The sequence below is a fragment of the Faecalibacterium sp. DFI.5.82 genome (genome assembly GCF_029076575.1).
GTDB classification, from domain to species: Bacteria; Bacillota; Clostridia; order Oscillospirales; family Ruminococcaceae; genus Faecalibacterium; species Faecalibacterium duncaniae.
In genome coordinates, this window is record NZ_JARFIS010001072.1 from 1 (window position 1) to 290 (window position 290).

1 pseudogene is annotated in these 290 nt (G+C 57.2%); it reads left to right on the forward strand.

Annotated elements, in window-relative coordinates:
* A pseudogene (locus P0G09_RS20195) lies at positions 1–290 on the forward strand (NlpC/P60 family protein); the annotation flags it as partial.

Consider the following 290-nt stretch of genomic DNA (forward strand, 5'->3'; position numbering starts at 1 on the left):
GCAAAACGGGCAGCGAAGAAGCCGCCGGGGCTTGCAAAAAAGGCAGTCCGGGGAGCCCGTATAGAAGCATGGTTCTATGTCCACAACAAGATACACGAGGTCGAGCATGAAAATGTGGGTGTGGAAGGAGCCCATAAATCCGAGCTGGCCGCAGAGGCCGGAACCCGGAAACTGACACGCTATGCCAAACGCCGCTGGCAGGAACACCCGGCCCGGAAGGTGGCAAAGTGGGAACGGAAGGACATAAAAGTCCGGGCCAATGTGGATTTTCAGAAGATGGCCTCCGAGCA